Origin of the sequence: Mesobacillus thioparans (assembly GCF_965138835.1) — a bacterium.
In the GTDB taxonomy this organism is placed as follows: domain Bacteria; phylum Bacillota; class Bacilli; order Bacillales; family Cytobacillaceae; genus Mesobacillus; species Mesobacillus thioparans.
Window position 1 is genome coordinate 19,241 of the sequence record NZ_CBCSFH010000007.1, and the last position, 26,707, is coordinate 45,947.

The 26,707-nt window shown below is 45.1% G+C and carries 26 protein-coding genes and 1 other annotated feature; of the genes, 2 read left to right on the plus strand and 24 right to left on the minus strand.

Features of this window, described 5'->3' with window-relative positions; all coding sequences use genetic code 11:
- Positions 1 to 427: 427 nt before the first annotated feature.
- The gene (locus tag ACNAZ4_RS12785) at positions 428 to 1,318 is read right to left on the minus strand and encodes a deoxyribonuclease IV (RefSeq protein WP_415814933.1); all 891 of its coding nucleotides are present in this window, start codon (positions 1,316 to 1,318) and stop codon (positions 428 to 430) included.
- A gap of 21 nt (positions 1,319 to 1,339) precedes the next feature.
- On the minus strand, positions 1,340 to 2,656 hold the full coding sequence (locus ACNAZ4_RS12790; protein WP_415814934.1) for a DEAD/DEAH box helicase: 1,317 nt from the start codon (positions 2,654 to 2,656) through the stop codon (positions 1,340 to 1,342).
- A gap of 247 nt (positions 2,657 to 2,903) precedes the next feature.
- Here ACNAZ4_RS12790 and vrrA point away from each other — a divergent pair, with 247 nt between their 5' ends.
- Both vrrA and ACNAZ4_RS12800 read left to right on the plus strand, forming a co-directional pair.
- Complete coding sequence (gene vrrA / locus ACNAZ4_RS12795; RefSeq protein ID WP_415814935.1) at positions 2,904 to 3,521, plus strand: VrrA/YqfQ family protein; 618 nt, start codon at positions 2,904 to 2,906, stop codon at positions 3,519 to 3,521.
- A 107-nt stretch (positions 3,522 to 3,628) separates the two neighbouring features.
- Positions 3,629 to 4,582 (plus strand): 4-hydroxy-3-methylbut-2-enyl diphosphate reductase, encoded by a 954-nt coding sequence (locus tag ACNAZ4_RS12800; protein ID WP_415814936.1) that lies wholly within the window; start codon positions 3,629 to 3,631, stop codon positions 4,580 to 4,582.
- A gap of 96 nt (positions 4,583 to 4,678) precedes the next feature.
- On the opposite strand, the gene ACNAZ4_RS12805 is transcribed toward ACNAZ4_RS12800, so the two are convergent.
- The 22 genes from ACNAZ4_RS12805 to ACNAZ4_RS12910 form a co-directional block, all read right to left on the minus strand.
- Positions 4,679 to 5,794 carry a Nif3-like dinuclear metal center hexameric protein gene (locus ACNAZ4_RS12805; protein WP_415814937.1) on the minus strand — a complete coding sequence of 372 codons (1,116 nt, stop codon included), beginning with the start codon at positions 5,792 to 5,794 and terminating at the stop codon, positions 4,679 to 4,681.
- On the minus strand, positions 5,791 to 6,501 hold the full coding sequence (locus tag ACNAZ4_RS12810) for a tRNA (adenine(22)-N(1))-methyltransferase (RefSeq protein WP_415814938.1): 711 nt from the start codon (positions 6,499 to 6,501) through the stop codon (positions 5,791 to 5,793). The genes ACNAZ4_RS12805 and ACNAZ4_RS12810 overlap by 4 nt, the downstream gene beginning before the upstream one ends.
- Before the next feature lie 336 nt (positions 6,502 to 6,837).
- A complete protein-coding gene (gene cccA, locus ACNAZ4_RS12815) occupies positions 6,838 to 7,197 on the minus strand; it encodes a cytochrome c550 (RefSeq protein ID WP_415815149.1) in 360 nt (119 codons plus the stop codon).
- A 183-nt stretch (positions 7,198 to 7,380) separates the two neighbouring features.
- Positions 7,381 to 8,520: an acyl-CoA dehydrogenase family protein gene (locus ACNAZ4_RS12820; RefSeq protein WP_415814939.1), complete on the minus strand. Its 1,140-nt coding sequence runs from the start codon at positions 8,518 to 8,520 to the stop codon at positions 7,381 to 7,383.
- Positions 8,521 to 8,618: 98 nt separating this feature from the next.
- Positions 8,619 to 9,146, minus strand: a complete 528-nt coding sequence (locus ACNAZ4_RS12825) for a hypothetical protein (RefSeq protein WP_415814940.1) — start codon at positions 9,144 to 9,146, stop codon at positions 8,619 to 8,621.
- A gap of 89 nt (positions 9,147 to 9,235) precedes the next feature.
- The gene (gene rpoD, locus ACNAZ4_RS12830; protein WP_079509781.1) at positions 9,236 to 10,366 is read right to left on the minus strand and encodes an RNA polymerase sigma factor RpoD; all 1,131 of its coding nucleotides are present in this window, start codon (positions 10,364 to 10,366) and stop codon (positions 9,236 to 9,238) included.
- Positions 10,367 to 10,409: 43 nt separating this feature from the next.
- Entirely contained in the window at positions 10,410 to 12,215 is a 1,806-nt protein-coding gene (gene dnaG, locus ACNAZ4_RS12835; protein WP_415814941.1) for a DNA primase, read from the minus strand.
- A gap of 15 nt (positions 12,216 to 12,230) precedes the next feature.
- The gene (locus ACNAZ4_RS12840) at positions 12,231 to 12,680 is read right to left on the minus strand and encodes a YaiI/YqxD family protein (RefSeq protein WP_415814942.1); all 450 of its coding nucleotides are present in this window, start codon (positions 12,678 to 12,680) and stop codon (positions 12,231 to 12,233) included.
- Between the two features lie 335 nt (positions 12,681 to 13,015).
- The gene (locus ACNAZ4_RS12845) at positions 13,016 to 13,834 is read right to left on the minus strand and encodes a pyruvate, water dikinase regulatory protein (RefSeq protein ID WP_415814943.1); all 819 of its coding nucleotides are present in this window, start codon (positions 13,832 to 13,834) and stop codon (positions 13,016 to 13,018) included.
- A gap of 31 nt (positions 13,835 to 13,865) precedes the next feature.
- Positions 13,866 to 14,495, minus strand: coding sequence for a helix-turn-helix transcriptional regulator (locus ACNAZ4_RS12850; RefSeq protein WP_415814944.1), 630 nt, complete (start codon positions 14,493 to 14,495; stop codon positions 13,866 to 13,868).
- A gap of 270 nt (positions 14,496 to 14,765) precedes the next feature.
- The gene (gene glyS, locus ACNAZ4_RS12855) at positions 14,766 to 16,841 is read right to left on the minus strand and encodes a glycine--tRNA ligase subunit beta (protein ID WP_415814945.1); all 2,076 of its coding nucleotides are present in this window, start codon (positions 16,839 to 16,841) and stop codon (positions 14,766 to 14,768) included.
- Positions 16,834 to 17,724: a glycine--tRNA ligase subunit alpha gene (gene glyQ / locus ACNAZ4_RS12860; protein ID WP_415814946.1), complete on the minus strand. Its 891-nt coding sequence runs from the start codon at positions 17,722 to 17,724 to the stop codon at positions 16,834 to 16,836. The genes glyS and glyQ overlap by 8 nt, the downstream gene beginning before the upstream one ends.
- Before the next feature lie 90 nt (positions 17,725 to 17,814).
- Positions 17,815 to 17,987 (minus strand) — a binding site (T-box leader).
- 72 nt (positions 17,988 to 18,059) lie between these two features.
- Positions 18,060 to 18,812 carry a DNA repair protein RecO gene (gene recO, locus ACNAZ4_RS12865; RefSeq protein ID WP_415814947.1) on the minus strand — a complete coding sequence of 251 codons (753 nt, stop codon included), beginning with the start codon at positions 18,810 to 18,812 and terminating at the stop codon, positions 18,060 to 18,062.
- Between the two features lie 31 nt (positions 18,813 to 18,843).
- Positions 18,844 to 18,987, minus strand: a complete 144-nt coding sequence (locus ACNAZ4_RS12870; RefSeq protein ID WP_415814948.1) for a YqzL family protein — start codon at positions 18,985 to 18,987, stop codon at positions 18,844 to 18,846.
- A 170-nt stretch (positions 18,988 to 19,157) separates the two neighbouring features.
- On the minus strand, positions 19,158 to 20,087 hold the full coding sequence (gene era / locus ACNAZ4_RS12875) for a GTPase Era (protein WP_415814949.1): 930 nt from the start codon (positions 20,085 to 20,087) through the stop codon (positions 19,158 to 19,160).
- A 231-nt stretch (positions 20,088 to 20,318) separates the two neighbouring features.
- Entirely contained in the window at positions 20,319 to 20,669 is a 351-nt protein-coding gene (locus ACNAZ4_RS12880) for a diacylglycerol kinase family protein (protein ID WP_415814950.1), read from the minus strand.
- 19 nt (positions 20,670 to 20,688) lie between these two features.
- Positions 20,689 to 21,159, minus strand: a complete 471-nt coding sequence (ybeY, locus tag ACNAZ4_RS12885; protein WP_415814951.1) for an rRNA maturation RNase YbeY — start codon at positions 21,157 to 21,159, stop codon at positions 20,689 to 20,691.
- A complete protein-coding gene (locus ACNAZ4_RS12890) occupies positions 21,156 to 23,342 on the minus strand; it encodes an HD family phosphohydrolase (RefSeq protein ID WP_415815150.1) in 2,187 nt (728 codons plus the stop codon). Before ACNAZ4_RS12890 ends, ybeY begins: the two co-directional genes overlap by 4 nt.
- A gap of 232 nt (positions 23,343 to 23,574) precedes the next feature.
- Positions 23,575 to 24,534 carry a PhoH family protein gene (locus tag ACNAZ4_RS12895; protein ID WP_415814952.1) on the minus strand — a complete coding sequence of 320 codons (960 nt, stop codon included), beginning with the start codon at positions 24,532 to 24,534 and terminating at the stop codon, positions 23,575 to 23,577.
- A gap of 2 nt (positions 24,535 to 24,536) precedes the next feature.
- On the minus strand, positions 24,537 to 25,724 hold the full coding sequence (gene yqfD / locus ACNAZ4_RS12900; protein WP_415814953.1) for a sporulation protein YqfD: 1,188 nt from the start codon (positions 25,722 to 25,724) through the stop codon (positions 24,537 to 24,539).
- A gap of 17 nt (positions 25,725 to 25,741) precedes the next feature.
- A complete protein-coding gene (gene yqfC, locus ACNAZ4_RS12905; protein ID WP_214704575.1) occupies positions 25,742 to 26,026 on the minus strand; it encodes a sporulation protein YqfC in 285 nt (94 codons plus the stop codon).
- Between the two features lie 110 nt (positions 26,027 to 26,136).
- Positions 26,137 to 26,697 carry a hypothetical protein gene (locus ACNAZ4_RS12910; RefSeq protein ID WP_415814954.1) on the minus strand — a complete coding sequence of 187 codons (561 nt, stop codon included), beginning with the start codon at positions 26,695 to 26,697 and terminating at the stop codon, positions 26,137 to 26,139.
- Between the last annotated feature and the right edge of the window lie 10 nt (positions 26,698 to 26,707).

Consider the following 26,707-nt stretch of genomic DNA (forward strand, 5'->3'; position numbering starts at 1 on the left):
CATGAGTCTTCCCCCTTTTTTCCCCCATTTCTGTCCCCCATGCCTGATATTATTTCCCTGATTTCCTCTAACCCCTACTAAAAAGAAGGCTCTGTTAAACAAGACTGTTGATTTTCGTTCCAGGCGCTTCGCTTTCCGCGGGAAGAATATGAAAAAGACCAATTGCCGTCTTTTTCATAAACAATTCTTCCTCGGGGCTGGCGCTGAGCCTCCTCGTCGCTTTGCTCCTGCGGGGTCTCACCTGACCAGCTGCGCCCGCAGGACACTGAATGGGCTTCCTCGAGTTTGCCCACGCACGATGGAAATGCGTTAGCATTTTCGGAGGAGTCTACGCACCTTCCACTACAATCAACAGGTGTAAAAACATCATTTGGCATTAACAGAGCCAAAAAGAAAAAACGCTGCGGAACTGGTCCACAGCGTTTGTTTAGTCATTCATGATGGTGTCTAGCAGGTTTTCTTCGAATTGCTTGTTTTTCAGCATCGCAATTTCATGTTTGTAAGGCGCTTTTTTGCTATTCTTGTCAGGACCCACAAATGGTGTTTCAAGGATTTTAGGGACATGCGTCAGTTGCGGGTGATGGACGATGTAGTTCAATGCTTCGAATCCGATATGGCCGAACCCGATATTCTCATGGCGGTCTTTCCGGGTACCGAACTCATTCTTGCTGTCATTGATGTGCATGACTTTTAGCCTGTCGAGTCCAATGATTTTATCGAATTCGTTCAACACGCCATCGAAATCCTCGACGATTTGATAGCCTGCGTCATGTGTATGGCATGTATCGAAGCAGACAGAAAGCTTGTCATTATGTTTGACACCGTCGATGATCATCGCCAGCTCTTCAAAAGACTTACCGCATTCTGAGCCTTTTCCGGCCATTGTTTCCAGAGCGATTTGGACTTTATCATCCGCGCTAAGGACTTCATTCAGGCCTTCAATGATTTTCTCAATACCCTTGTCTGCTCCCGCGCCCACGTGCGCCCCTGGATGAAGCACGATCTGCCTGGCGCCAATCGCATCGGTCCTGTCGATTTCACTCCGCAAAAATCTCACGCCCAAATCGAAAGTATCGGGATTTTGTGTGTTCCCGATATTGATGATATATGGAGCATGGACAACGATTTCTGTGATGCCATTCTGCTCCATATGCAGGCGCCCTGCTTCAATGTTCAGGTCCTCGATTTTCTTCCTTCTCGTATTCTGCGGTGCTCCCGTATAGATCATGAAAGTATTTGCACCATATGAGACAGCTTCTTCGCTCGCTGCTAGCAGCATTTTCTTGCCGCTCATTGAAACATGTGAGCCAATTAACATCTAGATCTCTCCTAAATCCCTTTATTTATTTCTTTTCTGAATACGGTTTTCGCGTTTTTTGATTTTATCCATTTCATATTTCATCTTCTTTTTATAGCCTGGTTTTACCTTTTTAGGCTTGGAGACAAGCGTCTTTGCCTTCGCCTCGCCTGCTGTTTCCTTCTTCTTGCGGTTCTGTCTTCTGTTCCGCTCTTCTATTTCGGTGAATTCACCTTTTTTCAAATCGATGTGTTTGAAAGTGATGCCCATTTTTTCCAGGCGCACCAGTGCATCTTCATCGCTTTGCTCGTAGATTGTCAATGCTACCCCTGAGGAGCCGGCACGCGCAGTCCTTCCGACCCTGTGGATATAAAAATCAAGGTCCGTTGGCAGTTCGTAGTTGATGACATGGCTGATGCCCTCGATGTCGATTCCTCTTGCAGCGAGGTCAGTCGCAACAAGGTACTGGAACTCAAGGTCCTTGATTTGCTTCATGACCCGTTTACGTTCTCTCGGACTGAGGTCACCATGGATACGGCCGACCTTCATGCCCTTTTGAATCAGACCATCCGCGATTTCATCCGCTTTTTTCTTTGTATTCGCGAAAACAATCCCCAAATATGGATTGTATGCCAGCAGTGCAGAGTGCACAAGGCCTATTTTATCCCGGTGCCTTGAAGGCAGGAGAATATGTTCTATCTTCGCCGCTGTGGCTTGTTTAGGATCGATCTGGACGTATTTAGGGTTTTCCATGTACTTTTTCAAAAACGGTTTAAGTTTTTCAGGAATAGTAGCCGAGAATACGAGCATCTGGAGCTTTTCCGGCATGCGGGATGCAAATTGGTCGATGTCCTCGATGAATCCCATATCGAGCATCAAATCTGCCTCATCAATAACGAGGATATTGGCTGTATGCACAAACAAAGCATTTTCCTTCACGAGGTCGTTGATCCTGCCAGGCGTCCCAATCACGATTTGCGGCTGGGTCTTCAGCTTCTCGATCGTTCTTTGCTTATCCGTTCCGCCAATATAGCAGCGGGCAGTGATCCGCTCTCCCTCAGGAGCATGTTCAGCAATTTTTAGGACTTCATGATAAATCTGGTTCGCAAGTTCGCGTGTCGGCGCCGCGATGATTGCCTGTACTTCATTGCGTGAAGCATCAAGCTTGTCCATGATTGGCAGTACATAGGCATGCGTCTTACCCGTGCCTGTCTGTGATTGACCGATTGCGCTGTCACCTTTCAGCACAGTCGGAATCAAACGTTCCTGGATCTCGGTCGGCTCGTAAAAGCCTAATTTATTGATTGCATCTATAATGAACGGCTTCAGTTCATAACGTGTAAATTTTGTTTCACTCATTGAAAATCTCCTTCTTTTCCCCTGTCCCGCAAGAATTCCCGGGATTACAGCCTGTTCCGTAAGCTGTTTTTTTTCAGGTTCATCCTGTAATTATAATAAAGATTGCAGAAAATCTCCAATCAGTACTATCTTAACCTTTCCTTTGAAAAAAACAAACCTGTTTCGCGACATACTTTTTTCCTTAAACCATTCCGGACTTCCCGCATATTCTAATAGGAGATGAAATATTGGGAAAGGAGGGGTCGCAATGCTACAAGGACCCCGTATGAATCCACGCGGAATGCCGAATCGCTTTCAAGGCCCCCGCATGATGGGAGGACCAGGAATGGGCCCGCGTCCGATGCAATCAAATCCATTCGGCCAGGTACCCATGATGCCGCAGGGCCAGATGCCCCGCATGGGGGGCAGGAATATGCGCTCAAGGCAAGGTGGCGGACTGCTCTCGAAGATATTAGGCAGAAGCACCGGCCAGGGGAACGGTCCAGGAGGTTTCCTGACTGGAGCTAATACAGCGACAAGGGGAGCGGCCTCAGGCGGCGGTATCTTAAAGAGTCTCGCTGATCCATCCGCACTGAACGGTTTTCTTACGAACACGCAAAAGGTTTTGGGCACGGCACAGCAGTTCGGTCCGATGATCCAGCAATACGGTCCGCTTGTCCGCAATCTGCCATCAATGTGGAAACTTTATCGAGGATTGAAGGATCTTCCGGATGCAGATGAACAAACAACGGAAGCGGAGACAGATCAGCCAGAAACAAACAAGAAAAAGAAAAAGGCAGTAAAAGCCGAAAAGCCTGCTGCTTCGGACAAACCAGCCCAAAAGAAGAGCACCAACGGGGCATCAACTCCGAAACTTTTCATTTAATCTGAAGAATAGTTAATTCTTCCTTCCTGGAATACACTTTTGTAATCTTTCTATAAGTTTTATATAATAAAAGAAAGAATCAGAGGTATTCTTAGGAGGATGACTCAATGAATGTAATTAAAATATCGCCCCGCGGCTATTGCTATGGCGTTGTCGACGCAATGGTCATTGCCCGCAATGCTGCACTTGATAAAAGCTTGCCGCGACCTATATATATACTAGGGATGATTGTCCATAACAAGCATGTTACCGATGCTTTCGAAGAAGAAGGTATCATCACTCTTGACGGAAACAACCGCAAGGAGATCATCGAAAAAGTTGAGGGCGGTACAGTTATTTTCACTGCGCATGGAATCTCCCCTGAGGTCAGGGAGCTTGCCACGAAAAAAGGGCTGGTATCAATCGATGCTACATGTCCGGATGTTACGAACACCCATAACCTGATACGTCAAAAGGAAAAAGAAGGTTTCGAAGTTATTTACATTGGCAAAAAAGGCCATCCAGAACCAGAGGGTGCCGTAGGTGTTGCCCCAGGAATCGTCCATCTTGTGGAAACAGCAGCAGATGTGGAAGCATTGAATCTTCGAGCTGAGAAATTGATTGTCACCAACCAGACAACGATGAGCCAGTGGGACGTTGCCGAGATTATGGAGAAAGTGAAAGAAAAGTATCCTCACTCAGAGGTGCACAGAGAAATCTGCATGGCGACTCAGGTACGCCAGGAAGCAGTGGCAGAGCAGGCGAAAGAAGCGGATGTCCTGATTGTCGTAGGTGATCCGAAGAGCAACAACTCCAACCGCCTCGCCCAGGTGTCCGAAGAGATTGCCGGGACAAAAGCCTATCGGATTGCCGATATTACCGAGCTTGACACAGATTGGATCAAGGGTGCCGAAACAGTAGCCGTTACTTCCGGCGCATCGACTCCAACACCAATCACCAAAGAGGTCATCACTTTCCTTCAACAGTTTGATCAGGAAAACGAAGCAACCTGGATAAAAGAGAAAAAGGTACCACTCTCTAAAATCCTGCCAAAGGTTAAGAAAACCGAAGCAAGTGTATAAGATGAAAGCAGCCCGAATGAATTCGGGCTGCTTTTTTCGGGACCATCGGCACTGCTCCTGCCTTCCAAACAGACAGGAGACCCCAGTTTTCTGTATTTAGATAAAGGTAAAGGGGTTTGTGTCAATTTCCGAAGCAATGAACTGGACTTCATAGCCTTTTTCCTTACTGAGTCTTTCCATGACGGCGGCGGTTCCTTTTTTCATGATTTTTTCGACATTATGCCCCGGGTCAATCATGTTCAAGCCGTCCATCAGGGCGTCATGCGCAGTGTGATAGTAAATATCTCCAGTGATGTACACATCAGCTCCGCGGAACTTTGCCTGAGTGAAATATTTATTCCCATCACCGCCAAGGACCGCTACTTTTTTCACCTTAGCATTCAAATCCCCGACCACGCGGACCTGATCGACTCCAAGTGCTCCTTTTACAAACTTTGCATAGTCTGCGAGGGTCGTCTCGTCCACTTTTCCGATTCTGCCCAGCCCGAGCTGTTCCCCGCTATTTTCCAATCGATATACATCATAGGCAACCTCTTCATAAGGGTGCGCTTTGATCATCGCCTGGATTACCTTCTTTTCGATACTCTGCGGAAAAATCGTCTCAACACGGACCTCATTGACTGCTTCCAGTGTTCCTTGTTCACCTATATGCGGATCCGTGTTTTCTCCGGGCAGGAATCGCCCCTTTCCCGATGCTGAGAAGGAACAATGGCTATAATTGCCGATTGCTCCGGCCCCTGCGTTTCCTATTGCTTCGCGGATTTGCTCTGCATTTTCCTCAGGGACAAAAACAACCAGTTTTTTCAGCTGGTCTTCGTATGTTGGGACCAGGACTTTTGGATCCTTAAGACCGAGTGCTTCGGCAAGGAGATCATTCACGCCGCCTTTTGCCACATCAAGATTTGTATGTGCAGCATAGACTGCAATGTCATGCTTGATCAGCCTGGCAATCATCCTGCCTGTCGGGGTGTCCGTCGCGATTTTTTTCAAGGGCCGGAAAATCGGCGGGTGATGGGCAATGATCAATTGAACATTCTTTGCAATCGCCTCTTCGACCACTTCCTCTGTCACATCCAGAGCGATCAGGACGTTTTCGACCTGCTGGTTCAATGCTCCAATCTGGAGGCCGATCTTATCGCCTTCCATCGCGAAGGCTTTAGGTGAAAATTGTTCAAAAAGCTGGATTACTTCATGGCCATTCACTTTTTTCACTGGAACGCCTCCTCTGCCATTTCGAGTTTCTTTTTCAATTCCTTCCTCTTACCATCCGTCTCGTCATTTTGTACAGCTCCATCCAGCTGCTTTAAAATCCGCTGCCAATTCTTCACCTCTGCATTCCATTTTTCAATGAATACTGCAGACCTATCTCTTAATAAAAATGGGCCAAATAGAATTCCATTTTCAAGGTTTATTTCATGATAAGCATTAAGTGGTTCACCTTTTTCAGCGATAAGGATTTCGTAAATTTTCCCATCCTCTTTCAGGATTTCCTCGCTTATAAGCTCCCACCCATTGTCGATCAGCCACCTGCGTACAGCAAAGCTTCCTACATTCGGCTGTAATACCAGCCTGCTGACGCCTTCGAGCTTCGATTTTCCTTTTTCCAAAATGGACGAAATCAATGTCCCGCCCATGCCGGCAATCGTAATGCAATCCACTTCTCCGGGTTCAATCACCTCGAGTCCGTCACCCTTACGAACGGTGATCCAATCTGTGAGATCTTCCTCCTTGACCTGTTCTAGCGCAGATTGGAATGGTCCATTGGCGACCTCTCCTGCAATTGCTTTAGGAACAGTCCCCTTTTTAACGACATAACAAGGAAGATAGGCATGATCCGAGCCGATATCGGCAAGCCTGGCACCTTCGGGAATATTATTTGCAACGGCATTCAGCCGGTCTGAGAGCTTTTCAGCATTCATTAAACGTCACCTACTAAATCATATTTTGCTAAAGCTCTTTTCTCAAACTTTGTTGTTTTTTGCGGAATGAATGATATATTTATTCACAAAAATTAAAGCCAATTAAGATAAAAGAGCCTGCACACTTAATTCCGAACTACAAAATGACTTATTATCAGGTTAAAATCGGCTTTAGGATTTTAACAACAATCTTACGAAAACAGCCTTTGATTTTATAAGTATATGAAAATCGCCCACCCCTTGTCCAATCATCGGAAAAAGACAACGGCCAACACTGCTGCGAGCTGTTTTAAAATAGTAAAGGCCCTCTGCGAAAAGCAAAGAGCCTTTAAAAAATTACTTCAATTCATTTACGATCCATTCAGCCATTTGGTCTTCCTTGCCTGCAGCCATTCCAGGAGGCATGTTGCCTTTACCATTTGTCAGGATGTCTTTGATTTCGTCTTGGGAATACTTGCTGCCTACTCCCTTTAATGACGGACCAGATACACCTTCATACTGGTTGCCGTGGCAGCCTGCACAAGTCTGCTGGTAAAACTCTTCTGGATTCACTTCTGCTGTTTCTTCTGTCTTGCCGCCTTCTCCTTCTTTAGCAAGATCCTTGGAATCTCCAAGACCCTTGAAAGAAAGCAGGAACATCAAGCCGATTCCCATTACCATGATCAATACAAACGGGATAATTGGATTGCGATTCATCATATACCCTCCTTATGTATAACATCAATTTAAATAATGATTTCACACAGATATTATTTTACTTGAAAAACGTTTACAGGGAAAGTAAAAAAGCAAACTTTGTCACACTTGTTCACAATTTAGACAAAAAACTCCATCGTTTGATGAAGTTTTTGAAGTATGAGGCATATTTAGAGTACCCAATTAACAGCCAATTAATCTTGCAATGACCATTCTCTGGACTTCGGATGTGCCTTCGCCAATCTCAAGCAGCTTCGCATCCCGCATATAGCGTTCGACTTCATACTCACGCATATATCCGTACCCTCCATGGATCTGGACAGCCTGGTCAGCCACTTCCATTGCGATTTCAGAAGCATACAGTTTGCACATTGAAGCTTCCTTCGAGAACGGTCGTCCCTGGTCCTTCAGCCACGCGGCTTTATAGACCATATTCCGTGCCAGTTCGATTTTCATTGCCATGTCAGCGAGCTTGAACTGGATAGCCTGGAACTGGGAGATTGGACGCCCGAATTGCTGTCTTTCCTTTGCGTACTGCAGAGCCTTCTCATAGGCAGCCTGCGCCACGCCCACAGCCATCGCACCAATACCGATCCTGCCGCCATCAAGCGTCACAAGGAACTGCTTGAAGCCTTCCCCTTTCTTTCCAAGCAGGTTCTCAACCGGTACATGTACATCCTCCATCACCAGCTGTGTGGTATTCGATGCATTGAGTCCCATTTTTTCATAATTATCGATAACCGTGAATCCTGGTGCGTCTGTCGGCACAATGATCGCAGTGATTTCTTTTTTGCCATCTTTATTGCCTGTGATCGCTGTCATGGCCAGGTGTTTTGCATAGCTTGCATTGGTGATGAAGTTTTTGCTGCCATTGATGATGTATTCACCGTCGACTTCTTTGGCGGTTGTCTGAGTGCCACCTGCATCCGAGCCTGCATTTGGTTCAGTCAATCCAAATGCACCCAAGGATTCCGCTGTGCAGATAGGTGTCAGGTATTTTTGCTTCTGCTCTTCGGTTCCGAATAGATTAATAGGGGCCCCGCCAAGGGAAATATGCGCCGAGTAGGTGATCCCTGTGGATGCACATGCCCTGCTCAACTCCTCAGTGACAATGGCGAAGCTGACTGTATCGGCTCCTGCACCGCCGTATTCCTCAGGGAAAGGCAGCCCAAGCATTCCAAGTTCACCGAGCTGTTTGAAAATCTCTGTCGGAAACTGTTTCGTTTTATCCCTTTCAATTGCTCCTGGAGCTACTTCCTCCTCGGCAAATTCTCTGATCGTCCTTTTGATCATCGTCTGCTCTGATGTTAAATCAAAATTCATTTCCATCCCCCTCAAGACATTGAATGCGTTTACATTCTACATTATAAAGGTGAACAGACAATATTCTCAACATTTAAAAACTTTTAAATTTTTAATTATTATATGAATATAGCAATTGCAAGGACAATCAGCCCTGCAACACCCGACACTTTTAGGGAGACCATCTTCCATTTCATACCTGCCATTACCCATGAAAGACAGTTGAATACAGCAATTATGTAGAGCAGTGCACGATTGCCGGGGAAAAGCAATTCACCCGCTTGAATGGATGTGATCAATAAAAGAAGTGCCGAGGAAAGCAAAATGACTAAATCAAGAAAAGCATTCTTCAGCACATATACAGCGGTAAACAGGGAAGTTATTCCAAAAATTATTGTCAAACCGATTTGCAAAAAAAGAGACAATTCAGTAAAATAAAATAAAAAAACTGAAAGCGATAACATGGCGATCATGACAATCTTAAGAGGATTTAAAGAGCCATGACTATTTCTTCTGGTTGATTCCCCCTCTGTGCTTCCTTCAGTATATAAGTTCAGGAGGAAATCACAATAGTGATCCGGCAGCAGCCTGCTTTGTTTCCAGTACTTAATTTCATTCGTTATGATTTTCCTGCGATGGTCATCCATTTGTCGGCACGTCCTGTCTGGTACATTTATCCATGAAAAAAAGGAATAATTTACTCTTATTTTAAAAAGTAAATTATTCCTTGGCAATCCTATTCTAAAAAGTCTTTCAATCGCTTGCTTCTGCTTGGGTGTCTAAGCTTACGCAGAGCCTTTGCTTCAATCTGGCGAATACGTTCGCGTGTAACACCGAATACTTTGCCCACTTCTTCAAGCGTGCGTGTACGGCCGTCATCAAGACCGAAACGAAGTCTCAGGACATTCTCCTCACGGTCTGTAAGCGTATCAAGGACATCCTCGAGCTGTTCCTTCAGAAGCTCATATGCAGCGTGTTCAGAAGGAGAGGTAGCGTCCTGGTCTTCAATGAAATCTCCAAGGTGGGAATCATCTTCTTCACCGATTGGTGTTTCAAGGGAAACTGGCTCCTGGGCGATTTTAAGGATTTCACGGACTTTTTCTGGTGAAAGGTCCATGTCTTCACCGATTTCTTCAGGTGTTGGTTCGCGGCCCAAGTCCTGCAGGAGCTGCCTTTGCACGCGGATCAATTTGTTGATGGTTTCAACCATATGAACAGGGATCCTGATTGTCCTCGCCTGGTCAGCGATCGCCCGGGTGATGGCCTGGCGGATCCACCAGGTAGCATAGGTACTGAACTTGAAGCCTTTACGGTAGTCGAATTTCTCAACCGCCTTGATCAAGCCCATATTCCCTTCCTGAATAAGGTCAAGGAACAGCATGCCTCTGCCGACATAGCGTTTTGCGATACTTACGACAAGTCGAAGGTTTGCTTCGGCGAGCCGTCTTTTTGCTTCTTCATCGCCTTGTTCGATTCTTTCAGCGAGGTTGATTTCTTCCTCTGCAGAAAGAAGGTCAACACGGCCGATTTCCTTCAGGTACATTCTTACCGGGTCATTGATTTTGACACCCGGAGGGACACTTAAATCATTCAGGTCGAATTCTTCATCGCCCTTGGCAAGCTGTTTGATGTCCGGATCTTCTTCCTCATCACTTTCGCCGACAAGTTCGATTCCCTGCTCACCGAGGAATTCGTAATATTCATCCATTTGATCGGAATCCAGCTCGAAGCTAGAAAGCCTCTCTGCAATATCATCATAAGCAAGGACGCCTGTTTTCTTGCCCAGTGCCGTTAACTGGTCTTTCACTTGTTCAACTGTCACTTCATTTTCGGTGACTTCTTTAGAACGGGCTGACTTTTCAGCCATATGTCCCCCTCCTTCCAAAAATCAAAAACAATCAGCATAAGCTTTATAAAGTCTTGCGCAATTGGATGATCTCCGTTGCGATTGCCGCAGCGCGCAAAAAGTCGTTTTGACGTTCTGCCTGTTTTTGTTCTGCCATTTTTTCCTTTATTTTTAACATTTTTTGATAATTCAAGACCTGCTTGATATAATCAGATAATTCCTGATCGCTGATTTCCTCGTTCAGAGGCATCATCTCAATATCAGCAACAACCCTTTTTAGCTTATTATCCTGGAGATAATTTAAGAACGCACTTGGATCAGGGTCATGTCCTTTTTCATAGTATGCAAATAAATAAGTAATAATAGCCTGGTGTTCATCAATATTCAACATGTTCCCTGCGAGCATTCCCTGGACCTTGTAGCTGACGTCTGCGTCTCTCATCATATGGTAGATCAGCCGTCTTTCAGCCGTATGGTAGGCAGGCTTAAGCTCTGCTTTCCTGGTATAGGGCGCCGGTCTTGATTCAGGCCGCGGCTGGTTTTGCTTTCTGGGCGCTGATGCTTGTTCCAACTGGTTAAGCTGCTGGATAAGGGCATCGAGCGACAATGAAAATTCATTTGCCAGCTGCCGCAGGTACAGATCCTTTTCTACTGCCTTATCGAGTGTGCTGATTTCTTTAAGTACTTCTTCGATATATTGAAGGCGATCTCCTTCATTCTGAAGGTTTTTTCCACGACGGTAATACAGTAGTTTAAAGGCCATCAAGGTAGAACTGGATCCAATAATATCGTTCCTGAACTTTTCCTCTCCATGCACCTTAATGAAATCGTCCGGGTCCATCCCGTCGGGCATTGTTGCGACCCTGACAGCGAACCCTGCTTTCGAGAGCATGTTAGAGGCCCTGAATGCCGCTTCGATGCCGGCTTTATCCGAATCGTAACAAATCGTTACAGCCTGCACATTTCTTTTGAGCAAGGAGATATGCTCCTCTGTCAACGAAGTCCCCATCGTGGCGACTCCATTTTCAACGCCTGCACGGTTGGCGGAGATGACATCCGCAAATCCCTCGAACAGGACAGCTTGCTGCTGTTTCCGGATCGAGCCGCGTGCAAGATGGAAATTATATAAAATTTTGCTTTTGTTAAAGATTTGCGTTTCGGGACTGTTTAGATATTTGGGCTCTTCGTTCCCCATTGCTCTTCCTGAAAACGCAATCGTATTTCCCTGATGGTCCAGGATTGGGAACATGATCCTGTTCCGGAACCTGTCAAAGTATGTCCCATCGTTTTCCCTCTGGATGACCAATCCAGCCTTTGCCATCACCCCTGGAGGAAACCCTCTTTTTTCAAGCAGTTTCACTGCAAAATCCCAGGATGGCAAGGCATAGCCTATTTGGAACCGGTCAATGGATTCCTCGGTGAATCCTCTATTCAGAAGATACTCCAGTGCATCCTGTCCCTCTTTTGTGTTTACCAGCAAATGATGATAAAATTTACGCAAGAGTTCATGCGCTTCAATCATCTGCTTCGAACCTTCAGGCAGTTGCGGGTTCCTGCTGGCAGCGGCACCTTCGAGCTTCAGTTCTATGTTTGCCATTTCGGCAAGCTTTACTGCAGCTTCCTGAAATGACAGTCCATCGATATCCATCAGGAATGAAAAAACATTCCCGCCAGCTCCACAACCAAAGCAGTGGTAAATCTGCTTATCAGGTGAAACTGAAAATGATGGGGAATTTTCTCCATGAAATGGACAAAGCCCAAAATAATTCCGGCCCTGCTTTTTCAATTGGACATAATCACCAATGACATCGACTATTTCAACCGCCTGCCGGATTTCATTTACTTTTTCCTCGGCAATCCTCTCTGCCATATGCATGACCTCAAATTAGTTGTGATTCCTTGAACATATCTTAAAATTCGACAAAAGCATGTTCAATTCCTTTATGAATTTCTCTCTGTCTTTTTCGGTGAAAGGCTTTGGACCTTTCCCATAGAATCCCTGACGCCTGGCTTTGGCAGAAATATGCCTTAACTCCAGCGCAGTCTGGATTCCATTTTCTTCGTATAAACTTCCCCTCGGGGAGATGGTGTAAACCCCTTTCGCAATGAGTGTAGATGCAAGTCCAATGTCCTGCGTCACTGCAAAATCACCTTTCTTAACGTGATTCATTAAATAAAGGTCTACAGCCTCCTTATAGGAATCGACAAAAACCCAGTTCTGCCCCTGAAGATCATTCTTCATATGAGCGTATGAAGCCACAAAAACAGCTTCGATGGAAAACTTCGAAGCAATTTCGACAATTTCCTTTATGACCGGGCAGGAGTCTGCATCCACAAAAAGGGACTGACTGTTGATTTTACTAGTATTAATTCTACATCACTCCGCATATTCCTTCTTCAGGAATGTATTTTTTACAGGGAATTTTGTCGAATTTTTTCGTGGTCAACATCTTGACAACTGATAGTAAATAGTTTATTCGTAATCTGTCAAGTCTAAACCTAATCAGATACATTTTTATCACAATTTTTTATTATAGTATAAGAAAGCCTATATTTCCATTATTTTTTCTCGAAAAAGTATAGTTCATTTGTTAACTTACATAATCTCACAATTTTCCGGGGTTATCATAAGGCTTTGATGCAAAAAAGAAAGCACATACGAGATATGTGCTAATTGTCCATTTTCTTGTTGCGGACCATATTCAGGATGACATTGGCCGTTTCCTCTACAGCTTTATTAGTCACGTCAATTACTGGACATCCGATTCTCTCAACGATCCCATCGAAATACTGGATTTCTTCTTTAATCCTTTCGATATTGGCGTAAATCGCCTGGTCGTTCAACCCGAGGGATATCAGTCTCTCACGTCGGATCTGATTAAGTTTATCTGGTGTTATTCTAAGGCCGAAGCATTTCTCCTTCGGAACAAGGAATAACTCTTCAGGAGGATCGACTTCAGGTACAAGCGGCACATTCGCCACTTTGTATCGCTTGTGGGCCAGATATTGTGATAAAGGTGTCTTGGAAGTCCTTGAAACTCCCACAAGGACGATATCCGCCTTGAGTATGCCCCTTGGATCGCGGCCGTCATCGTATTTTACTGCAAATTCGATGGCTTCTACCTTTTTGAAGTAATCTTCATCAAGCTTACGGACAAGTCCAGGTTCATACAATGGTGTCTCACCGCTAACTGCCTGGATTTGCTGCATGAGCGGCCCTATGATATCGCAGGCATAAATCCCTTCTTTGCCGGCAGCCTCCTGCAGATAATCGCTTATCTCAGGCTTAACCAGTGTGTAGGCGATCATTCCGCCATCATGCTTGGCCATTGAGACGACTTCATCGATATGTATTTTGTCCTCAACATAAGGAAATCTTTTCAGGGACACATCCAAATGTTCGAATTGGCTGATGGCAGCCTTTGTTACGAGCTCTGCTGTCTCGCCGACAGAGTCAGAAACCACATAAATAATAGGTGTTTTATCCATTCTCCAGTCAACCCCTTCTCTGCCTTGATTCTTATTCTTCTGCCAAGGCGACAAATGCCTTGGTGATATTTGTTTTTGTCAATCTTCCAACAATCTCGTATCCATCATCTGTATCCTTGATGATCGGCAGGGCATCAATCTGTTTTTCAATTAATTCCTTTGCCGCATCAATCAAGAGATCATCCCGGCGGCATATTGTAATATTCGGCATCCTTGTCATGATGATATTCACCGGCAATGTGGACAGTTCCTGCTTCCCGATGCTAGCTCTCAATAAATCTTTCCTGGACAGGACACCTACGAGCTTCGCCCCCTTGTCTACTACGAATAATGTTCCCACATCCTCGAGGAACATCGTGACAATCGCATCATAGACAGATACATTTTCAGGGACGACGACCGGAATGGACTGATAATCCCTGACGAGGATTTTCTTGAGATTCTCAGAAAGCAGCTGATTACCGGATTTTCCGGTGTAGAAATAACCGACTCGGGGTCTGGCGTCCAAAAACCCCGCCATTGTGAGGATGGCAAGGTCTGGCCTCAGGGTAGCTCTTGTCAGGTTAAGTTTCTCGGCTATATGCTCCCCGGTGATCGGTCCGTTATCCTTAACGATTTGCAGGATCTGCTCCTGTCGTTTATTCAGTTCGATTGTCCTCACCACCCATCGGGATTCGCTGTGTTGATCCCGTATTCTTGGTTTCCAGCTTTTTTCGGGTTGGCCCGATTTCCTGGACCGAACAGCTTCCTCGAAAAAAGCTTAATAAGACTATTATATACTACATGAGGTAACCAAAAGAAAGAATTTTTGTAACCTTCTTATCAATCTAATGACTTTTTCTCTGCTCTCAGATCATCCCTAAGAAATAAAGTACTTATTAAAGTGCCTTCCCGTGCAGGAAGGCACTCTTTTTTGCTTCAGAAAAAAAGTCTACTTGACGACGATGTCATTCAACTTGCCAAGTTTCATGATAAGAACGGCTAGTGCTGCCATTTGATTCAGGCGGTTTTCCCGGATATCAGGGTTATCAGACATGACCATCGTGTGCTCAAAATAATCATTGATTTCCGGCTTAATGTCAGCCATTTCCTGATAATAGTCAGCCGACTTCAGTCCATCTTCTGCCTTTTTGCCGAGTTCCAGGTACTTTTCATATAACTTTTGTTCATACTCGTTTTCGAATCGTTCCGGTTCGATGTCGCCAAGCACTTCTTTTTTGCTGGCGATATTCAGGACACGGCTCAAAGCTTCCATATTTTCTTTAAAGTCTTCTCTGCCGCTGGCGTCCTGAAGTGCTTCTGCTTTTTCGACAAGTCCGGAAACGATACCGACCTCACCGCCAAGAACGGCATCAATGAGGTCATAGCGGATTCCGCGCTCTTGCAGCATGTGCTTTACTCTCAGCTTAAAGAACTGGATAAGATCATGGTAAGCCTCTTCTTCAGAACGCTTGCCGATTCCTGCTTCAGAAACCAGGTTAAGCGCCAAGCCGACAATATTTTCAAGGGTAATCTCCCATTTCTTTTCAATCAGCGTCTGCACAATTCCTGCCGCCTGTCTCCTCAAGGCATAAGGATCCTGTGAACCGCTTGGAATGATGCCCAGTGAGAAAAACGCCACAATCGTGTCAAGTTTATCGGCGATTGCAACCAAAGCACCTGCATTTGATCCCGGAATTGAATCCTCCGCATTGCGAGGCATATAATGCTCATTGATCGCAGCTGCTACTTCGCGGCTTTCACCTTTTTGCAGAGCGTATTTTTCACCCATGATTCCCTGAAGTTCCGGAAACTCGTAGACCATCTGGGAAACCAGGTCGAATTTGCTGATTTCTGCTGCTCTGTCAGCAGCAGTCACGATCTCCGGTGCAAAGTCCATTCTTTCAGCGATCAATCTGACAAGCTTGCGTACACGTTCCGATTTTTCGGCGATAGTCCCGATTTCTTCATGGTAGACAACATTTTTCAGTTTCTCCAATGCTGCTTCAATCTTCATTTTCTGGTCTTCTTTGTAGAAAAATGCAGCATCCGCCAGCCTGGCTCTTAACACTTTTTCATTTCCGCGGGCCACTTTCTCGATATGGAGGTGGTCACCGTTCCTTACCGTGATGAAATGTGGAAGAAGCTCACCTTCAGCTGACTTGACAGGGAAGTATCTCTGGTGCTCCTTCATCGATGTGATTAGTACTTCACTCGGGATTTCCAGGAATTCTTCTTCAAAACGGCCATATAAGGCTGTTGGATATTCAACCAGATTGTTGACTTCTTCCAGCAAGTCTTCATCAACAGGAATGACCCAGCCATTTTCTTCTTCGATTTTTTCAAGCTGGGAAGTAATCGCGTCCTTGCGTTTTTGCGCATCAGCGACAACATATTGACCTAGCAATGCTTCTTCATATTCCTGCGGTTCAGATAATTGGATCTCACCTTCTCCAAGGAATCGATGACCTCTTGTGGTGTTGCCGGTTTGGACACCAGCGATGTCAAAAGGAATGATTTCATCTCCAAACATGGCCACAAGCCATTTTATTGGACGGACATAACGAAGATCAAGTTCTGCCCAACGCATGTTTTTCGGGAAGGTCAAGCCTGATACAATCACTTTTAATTCTACAAGCAGATCGAAGGTTTCCTGGCCTTCAATGAATTTCTTCACATGGGCATATTCAACCCCATTGATTTCCTTGAAATAAATATCTTCGACCGTCATTCCCTGGCCGCGTGTAAAACCAATTGCTGCCTTGGACCACTCACCATTTTCACTAAGAGCGATCTTTTTCGCAGGGCCCTTTGCCTCTTCCTCGCTGTCCTCCTGGCGCTCATCAACATTCAGGACAAGAAGCGCAAGCCTGCGAGGTGTGGAAAAGAGGCTGATGCCCTCAAATCCAATATTATTTGTATTCAGCCAATTCTCCACTTTGGAAGCCAGCTGATTGATGGAGTCGGTAATGAATCTTGCAGGCATTTCTTCCAGACCGATTTCAAGCAATAAGTTCCGTTTAGTCATTTTCCACCTGCTCCTTCCTTTTAATGATTGGGAAGCCCAGTTTTTCTCTTTCTTCATAGAATGTCTTCGCAACTTTCTTGGCGAGGTTGCGGATACGGGAAATATAACCCGTTCTTTCTGTTACGGAAATAGCACCGCGGGCGTCAAGAATGTTAAAAGTATGCGAACACTTCAGGACATAATCATATGCAGGATGGACAAGCCCTTCATCCATCTGGCGATTTGCTTCCTTTTCGTAAATATTGAACAGGTTGAACAGCATATCTTTATCAGAAGTTTCAAATGTGTACTTTGAATGCTCATATTCCGGCTGACGGAATATGTCCCTTACCGTAAAGCCATTGGTCCACTCAAGGTCAAACACATTCTCCTTATCCTGGATATAAGACGCAAGACGTTCGATTCCGTAAGTGATTTCAACAGAAACCGGCTTGCAGTCAAGTCCGCCTACCTGCTGGAAATATGTGAACTGGGTAATTTCCATTCCATCCAGCCACACTTCCCAACCAAGCCCAGCGCAGCCAAGCGACGGGTTTTCCCAGTTGTCTTCTACAAAGCGGATGTCATGTTCCAGCGGATCAATTCCCAGCGCTTTCAGGGAATCGAGGTAAAGCTCCTGGATATTGTCTGGAGATGGCTTCATGATCACCTGGAATTGGTGATGCTGATAAAGCCTATTGGGGTTCTCTCCGTAACGGCCGTCTGCCGGGCGTCGTGATGGCTCTACATAAGCGACATTCCATGGTTCAGGCCCAATTGCCCGCAAAAAAGTATATGGGCTCATCGTGCCTGCCCCTTTTTCGGTGTCATAAGCCTGCATAAGGACGCAACCCTGTTCAGACCAGTGGTTTTGCAATGTTAAGATCATGTTTTGGATATTCATCTTTACACCTCCGGAAAATTTTCAGTTCTAATTTGTGGATTGATTATCATACAACAAAAAAACTCCCGCCTCCTATGCATTGTTTTCATGCATAGGGACGAGAGTTTACCCGCGGTTCCACCCTATTTGCTGCCAGAAAGCAGCCTCTTTAAAAGTGATGTCGCTCCGGAACGCCTTCCTTACTTTCTGCCATCCGGCTCACACCATACCCGGACTCGCTAATGCAGAGGGAGTTAAGTACTCCTTTCCTTCACAGCAACATATGTAGTTGTTTTTTCACAAATCATAAAGCTTTTGATTTGAATGATAGCGAAAAGCACCAGCAATGTCAATAGCTATAGACGGTCCCTGAATGAATCCATCTGGTCAAGGAATTTCCTAGTCTTTAAATATAGACCTGAATATTCATCATAGTAAGCAGAAATGACTTTCTTCAATTCAGCCTTTGTTTCGGGCTTGACCGAAATATTGCCAAGCCGGCTTAGATCCAGCAGGTAAAATAGCCTCAGCAGCCTGACAGTCCCCGGGGAGATTTTGATTCTGTACGGATCCGTTTCAAAACATCGATGGCAGAGGAGCCCTCCATCCCTGATCGAAAAGTGGAATTCTCCTTCTGTGCTGCCGCAATTTGTACATCTGTCCAGGACGGGATACAATCCCTGGACATTGAGCATTTTCATTTCATAAATGAATGTGAGGATTTCCAGGTCATAGCCTTCATTCATATAGTTTAGGGTCTGAAGAAGCAACTCGAACATAAACGGATTCGCTTTTTTGTCCTCAGTCACTTTATCCGTCAGATCGACAATATAACTGGCATGCGCTGTCAGAAAAATATCCTCCCTGATTGAACGCATGGATGAAATCATCTCTCCCTGCTGCAATCCGCCCAGGCCTGAACTTGCTTGGAAGAGATAGTGGCCATAAGTAAAAAGCTGGGTGACGGCAGAGAGCCTGCTGCTGGGCTTTTTCGCCCCTCTTGCCATCACACCAACTTTCCCGAATTCCCTGGTATATAAGGTTACAATCTTATTGTTCTCGCCATAATCAGTCGTCCTAATGACAATGCCTTCGCATTTCTGCAGCATCTTTTGTCACCATCCATTACTCAAGACAAACCTATGAGATTGGAAAATCTATTTCTGCTAGTTCATCCTCCTGATAACCGGGTATTTCATGATTGTCTTTCTCTAATTCCTTAAAGAGAAGATACGTGTCAATGTTACCTGTTTGCGAAAACACCTTCCAGGTAAAATCCAACATCGAAAACCCCACCTTTCGTTTTTTCACTAGCAATGCATTTATCCCAAATCCTTATGATTATCATAGCCTGTCAATCAGATTTTCATGTTACGCAAAAATTGTAAATCCTATTTATGAATAATATTTGGAAACCGCTAATATGTTATTGATGGAGCATTTGCCAAACAGGCTTAATATTCATCTTCCCTGAAACCGAAATCACGAAGCTGAGTGGCTTTGTTGCGCCAGTCTTTTTGGACCTTTACCCATAGTTCCAGGAATACCTTTGAACCAAGAAGGCTTTCGATATCATGGCGTGCACGTTTACCAATCTCCTTCAGCATGCCTCCCTGCTTGCCGATGACGATGCCCTTCTGGGAATCCCTCTCGACAATGATCGTAGCCATGACATGCACCATTTCCTTTTCAGGCTGGCGTTCCATTTTTTCGATCATGACAGCAAGGGAATGAGGAATTTCTTCCCTTGTCAGGTGCAATGCTTTTTCCCTGATCAGTTCAGAAACGATGAAACGCTCCGGATGATCTGTTACCTGGTCTGCTGGATAAAATTGAGGCCCTTCCGGCATTCTCTCCTTAATTTGCTCCAGAAGCTTTTCGATATTGTTACCTTCAAGCGCGGAAATCGGAACGACTTCGGCAAAATCGAATTTTTTATTGTAAGATTCAATCAGTGCCAACAGCTCATCTGGATGGATCAGGTCAATTTTGTTGATGACAAGGAAAACAGGTGTCTTCACATTTTGCAGCTTCTCAATGATAAATTCTTCCCCGCGCCCATATCCTTCCTGGGCGTTGACCATGAAAAGCACGAGGTCGACTTCTTTCAATGTATTCTGCGCAACCTTCATCATGAAATCGCCAAGGCGGTGCTTAGGTTTATGGATTCCTGGTGTATCAATGAATATCAGCTGTGAATCGTCGAGAGTCAAAACTCCCTGCACCTTGTTTCGCGTTGTTTGCGGCTTATCGCTCATGATCGCAATTTTTTGCCCAATCACCCTGTTAAGGAAGGTCGACTTTCCTACATTCGGTCTTCCGATGATTGATATGAATCCTGATTTATGTGATTTATTGTCTACGTCTTGATTATTAAAGTTCATCCTGTAATTCCCTTCTCCACTTTATTTTAACTTATTTCCAGTGTGATTTCATCGTTTGTAGCAAAAATGAAATATAAAATTTTTAAATTTTCTAAAAACATACAAGCACTATTTATACACTGTGATGATATTTTACTTAAGTTTTTCCCTATTTTCAAATCGCTGCTAACATACAGGAGGTTTTCGCATCAAAAAATTCCTTAAAAAAGAAAAGTTGCCCTGTCCGGACAACTAACTGAACCATGCTGAAATTTTCGGCAGAAAGATGATCATACCAATAATGACACACGCAATCGCAAAGACGAGCACAGCACCTGCAGCAATGTCTTTCGCCTGTTTCGCAAGCGGATGGAAGTCTTCTGTATACATATCAACAGTTCTTTCGATTGCCGTATTCATCATCTCCAACGAAACCATTCCGCCAATACACAGGATAACCGCCATCCATTCGTATTTGTTAATGTCAAAAAAGAAACCTGATAGAAGGACCATGACAGAAAGAATACAATGGATTTGCACATTGCGTTCCCGGGCTGCAGCTGCAGCAATTCCTTCGAACCCGAATCTGAAGGAGGAGGACAAGGGATGCCTCCTCCGTTTATCAGCGTCCAAGGCCATATCCTTCAAGCAGATCCCTCTGCCTGTCAAACATCAGTTTTTCGTCCTTTTCGTTCATATGATCATATCCTAGCAAGTGCAGGAAGCCATGGACTGCGAGGAAGCCCAGCTCCCTCATGAAAGAATGGTTATATTCTTCGGCCTGTTCCCTCGCCTTCGGAAGGGAGATGATTAAGTCACCTAGGATCCGCGGGATGTCCTCCCCGAAAATCTCCAACTCTCCCTCGCCCATTTCCTCCAGGGCAAAGGAGATGACATCTGTCGGCCGGTCTTTATCCCGATATTCCCTGTTGATCTCCTGGATGCGTTCATTTGAAACGAAAGTGACTGAAAGCTCGCTTCCGTCCTGAATATTCTCCTTCAACGCAACGTAATTCAAAAGCTTTTCAATTTCCATCAACTGTTCTTCTGCCAACTCATTTGTTTCATCCAAAAAATCGATTTCTAAACTCATGCCTGCTTCACCTTCTGCTTATTCATTTCCGGATATTCAATTCTTGAATGGAAAATTCCCTTTAGTGTCTCACATAGAGTATCAGCGACCGTATCCAGCTCTTTAAGCGTAATGTCACATTCGCTCAGCTGGTTATCCTGAAGCCGGTCCCTGATAATGTTATCCACCAGCGTTTCAATCTGCTCATGTGTCGGATGGTTCATCGAACGGACGGCTGCCTCGACACTATCCGCAATTCCGATGACCGCAGACTCTTTTGTTTGCGCCTTTGGTCCTGGATAACGAAAATCCTCTTCTTTTACATCATGGCCATTTTGTTTTGCTTTATGGTAAAAGAATTTCAGCAAAGTAGTTCCATGATGCTGCTCAGCGATGTCGATTATTTCTTTAGGCATCCGATGTTTCCGGAGCATCTCGGCACCATCTGTCGCATGGGCTATGATGATATTTTTACTTGTCAATGCTGGCAATTTATCATGAGGGTTATCCATATTGATCTGGTTTTCGATAAAAAATTGCGGTCGTTTCGTCTTCCCAATATCATGATAATAACAGCCAACCCTTGCAAGAAGGCCATTTGCCCCGATCGCTTCACAGGCTGCCTCGGAAAGATTGGCGACCATGACACTGTGATGGTACGTTCCCGGAGCTTCAGTAAGAATCTTTCTTAAGAGCGGGTGATTCGGATTGGACAGTTCAATCAGCCTTAGAGTGGAAAGGATGCCAAATCCTGCTTCGAAAAATGGCAGCAGGCCGATCGTCAGTACTGCTGAAACAATTCCGGAAACGAACGCGGCAGAAATATAAAACCCATATTCCAATCCCGAATATTGGCTATTCCTCAGGAACAAAATTGAAAGGATAACAATAAGGTTGATTACCGAGACAAATAACCCTGCCTGGAGGATCTTGGACCTTCGATTCTGTTTTTGCAAGAACAGGATCGCTGCCAAGCCGCTCATTAAAATGTAAATTCCCAGCGAGACATTCAATGTACCGGTAATGCCTTCATTGAATATGATGGTGCCGATCACTGCCAGGATGGCCACCTGCAATAGCGCTAACCTTTCATTGATGAGGATCTTGATCAGCATTGTCCCCATAGCCGCAGGGAAAACGTAGCCAATCTCTGAGTATTCGAATACATCGAACAGACTGACCATTTTCATTAATAACACCGAAGTAATAAAAATAATGCTGAAAATCAACAGATTCTTTTGTTTTTTATCGGCGTTTTCCATTTCATTAAAGACGACATAAAGCCCGAACAAAGTCAATGCTGTCAGCATGGCAAGCCCGATGAAAGGCTTATAGGAATTTTCACTTTCCAGCAGGCCGACAAGCTTGAGTTTCTTATAGATATCCCTGCTAATCAGCTGACCCTCATCGACAAGGATTTGCCCTTCGAGAATCCTGACTGGCTCCACATTGTCCATTGCCTGCTGGCGCAAGTCCTCGGTAGCCTCCGGATCGTAAAACTCATTCTGGACAACCGCATAACGGCCGATTTCAATCATAGCCCTCTTCAAGCTGCTGTTCAGACTGGTATACTTCAATTCTTCCTCAACATTCAATTTCGCATTCTCTACTTCATCCGCGGGAACACTATGCTTCATCGTATTGTTGATAGCCGTGACGGTGAGGTCCTTCGCGGTTTGCAGGTCTTCCTTTGAAGCCTGCATCAGGGCAATGAAGACGTCATCTGAAAGAGTTTTCGTTTCACTGGTGGTCAATTTCGTTTTCAGCTTTTGGATTTTCTCTTCAATCGTAAGTTCCTGAGGTGCTGCAACATCTTCTTCTCCATCTGTCCCGGCTGATGTTTTTTTCTGCTCGTCAATCTCTTTCTGTGCTTCAGCATTGACTTCAGACACAGAACCAAAAATCGAAGTGACCAGATCCACCCTGTTCTGGACATACTCCCTTTTGACCCGATAAACATCATTGACCTTTTCGACCGCTTCCCTGCGATTTGCTTCTGTACTTTCTTTATCCTCAATCGTAATTGGCGACCGGATGGTTCGCTCTGCAACAGAGAATAGGTCGAGATTAAGCTTTTCAGGTTTAACATTGGTGTACATCGCAGAATACATGACAACACCAATCAGCAAGAATAACAATACCCGGAAAATCTTTATATTCAACAAGTTTAAAATAGCTGTTAATTGGACCTGCAGCTTTTCCATATCCATACAGCCCTCCCACTAAACAAATCGAGCCAGTTTGAGAATAACTGGGAAATCACCTAACTTTATGTACCATCATATCAGTTTTTCACCAAAGTTTCACCTCTATTTGAAATACGCAAGCCAGAACCCGGTTATTACTCATGTGGTGAAAGCAACAAGGTTTACGAAAAGAGCTCTTCATAAACAGGAAAAGTCCGCTCTCGTTTTTTCAGGAGCGGACAAAGCTTGTTCATTCGTTTTTTCCATACGCTTCGATGATTCGCCCAACAAGAGGATGGCGGACGACATCTGCCTGCTCCAGGTGCACAAATGAAATCCCGGAAACACCCATTAAAATATTCTCCGCCTCTACCAGGCCTGACTTAGCGCCTTTTGGCAAATCGACTTGTGAGGTGTCACCTGTTATGATCATTTTCGATCCAAATCCAAGGCGGGTCAGGAACATCTTCATCTGGGCCTGAGTAGTGTTCTGCGCTTCATCGAGAATGACGAAAGCGTCATCAAGAGTCCTCCCCCTCATATAGGCCAGAGGTGCAATCTCGATCGTTCCTCTTTCAATCAGGCGCAGTGTATGTTCAGCGCCAAGGATATCGTGCAAGGCATCATACAGCGGACGTAGGTAAGGATCGACCTTTTCCTTCAAGTCTCCCGGAAGGAAGCCAAGGCTTTCTCCTGCTTCAACAGCCGGCCTTGTTAAAATGATTTTTGACACCGTGCCATTTTTCAGTGCCGTGACGGCCATGACGACAGCAAGATACGTTTTCCCTGTACCAGCCGGTCCGATACCAAAAACAAGGTCGCGGCTTTTAATGGAATTCACATAATGTCTCTGCCCAAGTGTCTTGACCCTTATTGACTTACCTTTCACATTTTTGCTGATTTCTTCATCATATAAATCCCTGAAATATTCCAAAGTTCCCTTTTCGGCCATTTGAATGGCGTAAACAGCTTCTCTCTGGCTGACGCTTATGCCTTTGCGGATCACCGCGAGCAGATTTTCCAAAACAGCCTGGGCCAGCGCGACCTGCTCTTCAGGCCCGGAAATTCCTATCGTCTCACCGCGGGTCACGATGGAGACCTGGAGTTCCTGTTCAATCAATTTCAGGTTGATATCTGCATTGCCGAATAATGAAACGGCTTCAGTTGGATTCGCTAGTTGGATTTCTGTCGTCTTTAAGTCTTCTGTCATTCTCAGTCTCCTTGAATAATTGGTTGTCCTACTGCAATATCTTCAATGATTGTAAAATGTGTGATTAGCTTTACTTTATCATTCTCAATTGACTGATGTAAAATTTTTTCCCCTTTTATGATAGCATTTTCAGGAAGGGAGTTTTTTATATCCTTCCTGGCAAGTTCTTTGGCACTTTCGATTGCTTCTTCCCTGGTATAGACGCGTGTAACCTGCTCCCGTTCCCTGATTGTCTTTTTTTCAATTTTTGCCGGAAGCTCCCATTTAAAGAATTTTATTGGCTGCTCAGAGACCTCTGTTTCAAACTCCTTGAATTCATTCTTCCCAAAACCCCATACTGGCATCGCTTTTCCGGCTATTTTTAGGGCATATCCCCTTTTTTCATTGCCATTATAGACCTGGAATGTACTTTTTAAAGGCAATTCCACCTTCGTCGAGTACCATGTCTCACCGAGGATTTCACCCGTGGCCGCTACCACCTTTTGTTCATTTTCATTGCCATATAATCCTGATACAAGCAGCTGGCCCGGCTTCACGAAATCATTCACTTCCACAACCGGGTCCCCTTTTTCAACGAATATCTTGACAATCGCTGCTTTCTTCTTCGCAACCAGATGCCTTGGACCGATGGCTTCTGCTTTTTCCGGCTCACTTTTCTCGACTGCCTGGAAATGATAGGTCGTACCTTTAAGCTCAACGCCAATCCAGGTCAACGCACCTACCTTGTCTGTCAGTTCCTTCTGGATGCCTTCGACATTGTCAATCGAAAACTGCATTTTGCCGACACCGATCCCCATCCTGTCCAACTCCTTGCGAATCTGATGTTCAGTAGCCGGGCTAGCGCCATCTATTTCTATTCCCCAGACCATATTCGAAAGGAGCATGATCAATCCAAAAAATAAGAAAGCTCCAGCTAAAAAACCACTGTTTGTCCATAATTTCTTCAAAAAGAAAGGGCCGCCCGCCCTCTCCAGGAACCTGATTTTGCACTGGCTGTCCCTCGCCGGGATCCGCAGTTTTTTTACATCCTGCAGATTGACATAAAAAGTGACCGCCTCGGAACCATGCTTCTTCACATTCCAAATTGACACCCCATTACGCGTCAGCTGGTTCAGGAATCTTTCAATACCCTTACCTGTCAATTTAACCTTCACTGTGCCTGAAAAGGTGTGGATCCATTGGTTTTTCATTTGACTCCCCCTCTACTTCAATCATTTATATATAGAACCTGATCGATTTTTCCTTCGAGCAATATCTCTTCAGGCAATATCGTCTTGATCACAAAGGCCTTGCCCTTTACCAGGAGCTGGCCGCCTTTGATCATCAGTCTCACTTCGCCATCTGAAAAAGCAAGCAGGCCCCGGTGATTTTCTATATAAATATGGACTTGCCCAATCATCGTGATTCTAGGGAGATCCATCATGACATCTTGAGGAAGATCCATTTTTTGTGTCATCCATTTGCGTACATACTGGCTCCATTTTTTTGCCATAAAAAAAAGAACCCCCTTTCATCTCATATGTATGAGAAAAAAGGAGGTTCTAGCACCATTTTTAACTTAATCCTATGCAATCTTTCTAACCAGCATGACAGCTCTTTAGGCTAATATCTTCTCGCCGGGTTGTAAGGTTTTTTGGAACGGGGCTTCCCGAGGACTTCAGCCCAGATCAAACCTTCAACAAGAGTTTCCTTATCAGGCTGGAATACGACCTCGGTTTGTACCTGCTCTCTCTTTTGGTTCAACCGCCCGGCAGTTTGACTCGCAGACATCCTGCCAGTTTGCTGTTTTTTCGCGGCTGATCCTTCAGATTGTTGCTTTCTTTCCTGGTATTTCTTCTGTAGATCTGTAAGCACTTCAAGACCTGGATCGGCCGGGCTCTGTTTTCTAGCATTCCTGCTTGGTTCTGCAGCCCTGCGGTTCTCGGACCGCGGATTGTAATCATGGTCTTTTTCAATCACAGGAGGTGATGGCTCCATTTTCGCTTCTGCCGGCTGCCTTCTCGCAGGTGCGGGACGCGGCTGCTGGACTGGTCCAGGCGGCCTGACAGGACGGCGCGGCGGCTGGTTGCCATCCTTCTTCTTTTGATTGAACAGACTTGAGATTACCCCGATCAGAATGAACAGGGCTATAGGATTACTGAATAATTCTATCAAGATTTGCATGTGGAGCCCC